5 protein-coding genes are annotated in these 4,675 nt (G+C 54.7%); all 5 read left to right on the forward strand.

The window, feature by feature from the left end:
- Positions 1–618, forward strand: a 618-nt coding sequence (qatD, locus tag GYA94_RS28570) for a Qat anti-phage system TatD family nuclease QatD (protein WP_161893357.1), incomplete at its 5' end; no start/stop codon positions are given.
- Positions 619–860: 242 nt separating this feature from the next.
- Positions 861–2,459, forward strand: a complete 1,599-nt coding sequence (locus tag GYA94_RS28575; RefSeq protein ID WP_063544936.1) for an ATP-dependent nuclease — start codon at positions 861–863, stop codon at positions 2,457–2,459.
- Positions 2,452–3,522 (forward strand): UvrD-helicase domain-containing protein, encoded by a 1,071-nt coding sequence (locus GYA94_RS28580; RefSeq protein ID WP_063544937.1) that lies wholly within the window; start codon positions 2,452–2,454, stop codon positions 3,520–3,522. Before GYA94_RS28575 ends, GYA94_RS28580 begins: the two co-directional genes overlap by 8 nt.
- Before the next feature lie 121 nt (positions 3,523–3,643).
- Positions 3,644–4,021 carry a DUF2513 domain-containing protein gene (locus GYA94_RS28585; protein WP_027915574.1) on the forward strand — a complete coding sequence of 126 codons (378 nt, stop codon included), beginning with the start codon at positions 3,644–3,646 and terminating at the stop codon, positions 4,019–4,021.
- Between the two features lie 144 nt (positions 4,022–4,165).
- On the forward strand, positions 4,166–4,675 hold a 510-nt coding region (locus GYA94_RS28590), incomplete at its 3' end, for a hypothetical protein (RefSeq protein WP_161893358.1).

A 4,675-nucleotide genomic window follows, 5' to 3' on the forward strand; every position in this document is an offset into this window, starting at 1 on the left:
GTTCGCCGGACGCTTACCTCGGCTCGGCATGTCCGGGTGGCCTTGGGCTTACATCCTCAACTAGTGGCAGAGCGCGAATCTGAGCTACCACTACTGGAACGCCTGCTTGAGGAAACTCGATACGTCGGAGAGGTGGGGCTTGATGCCGGACCCCAGTTCTATCGAAGCTTCGAGGCCCAGGAGAGGGTGTTTAAGAGAGTGCTCGAGGCTTGCTCGGAGCAGGGCGGGAAAATCCTCTCTGTCCACAGCGTGCGCAGCGTGGGTAAGGTGCTGTCCTATATTGAACGCTTACTTCCAGCCGACCGGGGAACAGTGGTGCTCCACTGGTTCACTGGCTCTCCGAGCGAAGCCAGCAGGGCCGTGGAGCTTGGATGCTATTTTTCGATCAACATTCAGATGTTGAACTCCGCCAAGCATCGTAAGCTTGTCGCCTCACTCCCGTCAGACCGGCTTCTCACCGAGACCGATGGCCCGTTCGTGCAAAACGAGGGACGACCAGCCAGGCCTGCTATTGATATCCCAAAAACGGTAGAGGCGCTGGCGCTGCTTCGACATCAATCTTCAGAGCAAACTGCCGCCCAAATCATCAATAATCTTCGTGATTTGGTAAGAAAGTAGTGTGAGATTGAATGTCTTGCTACGCAGCGTACTGGGCTACGACTCTGGTTTACATTCTGTGTTCACTCTTCACTCTTCACTCTTCACCGAACTGGGTGGCGTCCTTAAGCGCAGCGGCTAAAGCCTCGTGGACATCAGCGAGACGTGCGCCCTAGCGCGCCCGCTGGCGCCATCGACAAACCGCGGTACACTCTTCCTATTCGCCCGCCCACTGGACGGGATTCCTTTAGCAAGGAAAGACGATGATCACGAAGATCAAGGTGAAAGGGTACAGAATCCATCGGGACTTTGAGCTGGAGCCTAACAGAAGGATCAACCTGCTTGTTGGTGGAAACGAGGCGGGTAAATCCTCGTTGATGGAGGCTATCGCCTTGGCGATGACGGGGCGTATGGGGGGAAGACCTGCAGCAGAAGAGCTCAATCCCTACTGGTTCAACACAGCGATAGTCTCGGAGTTTTTGGACAATCTACTTATTGGAGATGCGGCTTGGCCCACAATCGAAATTGAGCTGTTCTTGGAAAACCGACCTGACCTCCAAGCGTTGTGTGGAGTGCATAACAGCGCAATTCCTGCACAGGCTTGCCCTGGCGTGGTGTTCCGGGTCGCACCCAATCCTGAGTACGATGCAGAACTTCAAGCGTGGACGGAAAATCCGTCCATGCTGCTCCCTGTGGAGTATTACAAGATCGAGTGGCGCCATTTCGGCGATTCGGAGCTCACCCGGCGCCCTAGAGATCTCTCCATTGCGATCATCGACTCGCGTACGATCAGGACGTTTGGTGGCGTCGACTACCACCTTCGACAGATATTGAATGACCACTTGGAACCCTCTGAAAAGGCCTTGATCTCCCTGGATTACAGGCGGGCCAAAGCAGCTATGTCAGATGGGGCCTTGGCGGCGCTTAATCAGCGACTGGGGCAATTGGAGGCGTCGCTCGACCAACAACCCCTCAAGGTGGCCATGGATCAGACAACCAGGACATCGTGGGAGTCGGCTGTCGCACCGCACATAGACAATGTGCCGTTCTCGATGGCTGGGCAAGGCCAGCAGGCCACCATCAAAATCTCTCTGGCAATGGGCCGACATGCCGATCGCACCAGGGTGGTGATGATCGAGGAGCCGGAAAACCACCTTTCCCACACCAGCATGGTCAAGCTTTTGAACCGCATTGAGCGGCTCGCAGGGGAAGAACAGCAGTTGTTCATCAGCACTCACAGCACCTACGTGCTCAATAGGCTGGGGCTAGATTCTCTGATGCTGATCAATCGGGATGCAGTCACAACGATCACGGGGCTAACTCCGGAAACCGTGGGGTATTACAAGAAGCTTCCGGGCTACGATACGCTTCGGATGGCGCTCGCGGACAAACTGGTTCTCGTCGAGGGGCCGTCCGACGAGATCATTTTTGAGCGGATCTTCCATGATCGCTATCAGATGACACCGATGGCATGTGGCATTGATGTCCTCAGCATGCGCAGCCTCTCACTGGCCCGATGCCTCGAGCTCTGTTCCCGACTCGGCAAGAGGGTTGCAGTTTTGAGGGACAACGACGGCCAGGATCCCGCAGCACTTCGAGAAGACGTTGAGGAGTGGCTTGATGGAGAGCACAGAGAGCTCTTCATCGGCGATGTGGATCACGGGTACACGCTGGAACCTCAACTTATTCATCACAATGGAGAGGCTGCACTCCGGGATATTCTGGGTATTCGGACTGACGCTCGCGTCGAAGTGTGGATGACCAGAGAGAAAACAGAGGCCGCCATTCGAATCGCTGAAAGTAGGCAGCGTATTGTCGCACCGACGTACATGGCAGCAGCGGCAGCCTTTATCCATGGCTAACCATCTAACCCTCGCCGTTGCGGGATCTCGCAAAACTCAGGGCCTGGTTGAGCATTGCGCCGCATTGGCGCCTACTCGTCGAGTATTGGTTGTGACGTACACCCAGCGAAATCAACACGAGCTTTCAGAACGCCTGGCGAAAGCAATTGGTCTACAGACCAATGTGGAAGTGATGGGGTGGTTCACACTACTCATTCGGCATTTTGCTCGGCCTTTCCTGCCCTTTGTCTTCCCAGGTCGACGCGTACAAGGCTTCGACTATGAAGGGCTCCCCAACCGCTTCGCAACGGGCGAAGAACGTTTTTTTAACCCCTCTGGTGCGTTGTATGCGGCTGAGCTCGGCAAACTAGCCAACCTTCTTGTGGAGCAAAGCAACGGTGCTCTGTTCTACAGATTGGAGAGCCTATACGACGAAATCCTAGTGGATGAGGTTCAAGATCTCAGCGGCTGGGACTGGGAGCTTTTAGAGAAACTGTTCACGTCCCGTATCGACATCCGGATGGTTGGCGATATTCGGCAATCAGTGCTATCGACAAGCCCTCGAAGCCGGAAGAACAAGCAATATGCCTACGCCAAGGCCCTAGCGTGGTTCCTCAGCAAGCAGAGACGAGGAGAGCTCGAGATTCAATTTCGAAACACGACGTGGCGCTGTACACCTGGTATTGCGAGCTTCTCAGACACCATCTTCAATCCCGTGTGGGGCTTCCCTAGAACGGAGTCACTCAACGAGGTTACGACTGATCATGACGGTGTATTTCTGCTCGCCAAGCGTAACGTTCATGCATATGTGGAGAGATTTAACCCTCAGTGTCTACGCGTGAACGTAAGGTCGGGCACTGCGTTCGACCTGAATTACATCAACTTCAAGGTCGCCAAGGGTGCAACCTACGAGCGCGTGCTGATCATCGCAACAGGCCCAATCGCAACTTTTCTGCAGCGAGGTAAGTCGCTTGACCCTGGCCCAGCGGCGACGTTTTACGTGGCGGTAACCCGGGCACAGCAGAGCGTCGCTATTGTGCTTGATAAGCCAGGACAATCCATTATTCCTTACTGGGAACCGTGACTAACGCTCATTACATCGTGCATGCCAAGACCAGTGGAGAGGCATTGCGCATTTACGATGCCATCCGATTTAGAATGCCAGCTGTTCACAACCAGGAAAAAGGAGACGGGGGAACGATTCCTTGAGATTAGATAAAGAATTGATTCGTCAGATTCTGCTTGCAGTGGAAGAGAGCGACCAGACACCTGATTCGTGGATTGATCTTGAGTTCGATGATCAGACCCATAGCGTAGTTTCCTATCACGTCATGTTACTGCATGAGGCTGGCTTATTGGCTGCAAAGGATCTGTCCGCGATGGATGACTTCGACTGGCGCCCCCAGCGCCTGACCATCAGAGGGCACGAATACTTAGACACGATTCGGGACACCGAGGTGTGGCGCCTCACCAAAGCTGGCGCTGAGAAAGCCGGAGGGGTGAGTTTGGCAGTGATGCTGGAAATCGGAAAAGCGTACGGGAAGCAAGTGCTGAGGGAGCGGCTTGGCCTGGACATCGCATGAGCGCGCTAGCCTGGACTGTTGAATTGAGCCACTCAATAATGGGATTCCAGAAACACCAGTACGTACCCCATCGTGAGGGTTTGTGAAGTCTTGGAGTTTCCATTAGGGTTGCAGATGGAATCAGGCTCTCATCGAGACACCACTATGTACCTTGCTACTAAAGCGCTCCCTGAACTGCCGGAGCTGCTCACACGCACTGCCGGTAATTCTGCGTTTTACGCCGGCCTTACTCGGGTCGACGGGATCAGCGATATCGGTGAAACCGCGGGCTACAGTGCTCAGCCTGGCTACCGTTTGATACGCGTCGACCATCGGCCGCATGAAGGCAGTGCCAACGATTTCGAGATCGCTTTGGTAGACGATGCCGAGGCTTCCGTGGCTTTTTACACCAAAGTCACACTGCTCAGCGCTCCTGAAGTCAGTAGCCGATACCTTGCGAGACATCGGGTCTGGCGATCGGCAAGTACGCGTCATTCTCTAGCGCTTTCCGAAATTTCGCGAACTGTGCTTTTCGGCTACATCCTCCCGCGCTATGACCTGCTATTAGGCGAGGACGCGATCACAGGCGATGGGAAATTCTACTGGCATCGGCAGATGTCTCGTGCACTGCAGCTGGGCTTTCACGTTTACGTATACCCGCCGCGTCAGGATAGT

Origin of the sequence: Pseudomonas juntendi (assembly GCF_009932375.1) — a bacterium.
Taxonomy (GTDB): Bacteria; Pseudomonadota; Gammaproteobacteria; order Pseudomonadales; family Pseudomonadaceae; genus Aquipseudomonas; species Aquipseudomonas juntendi.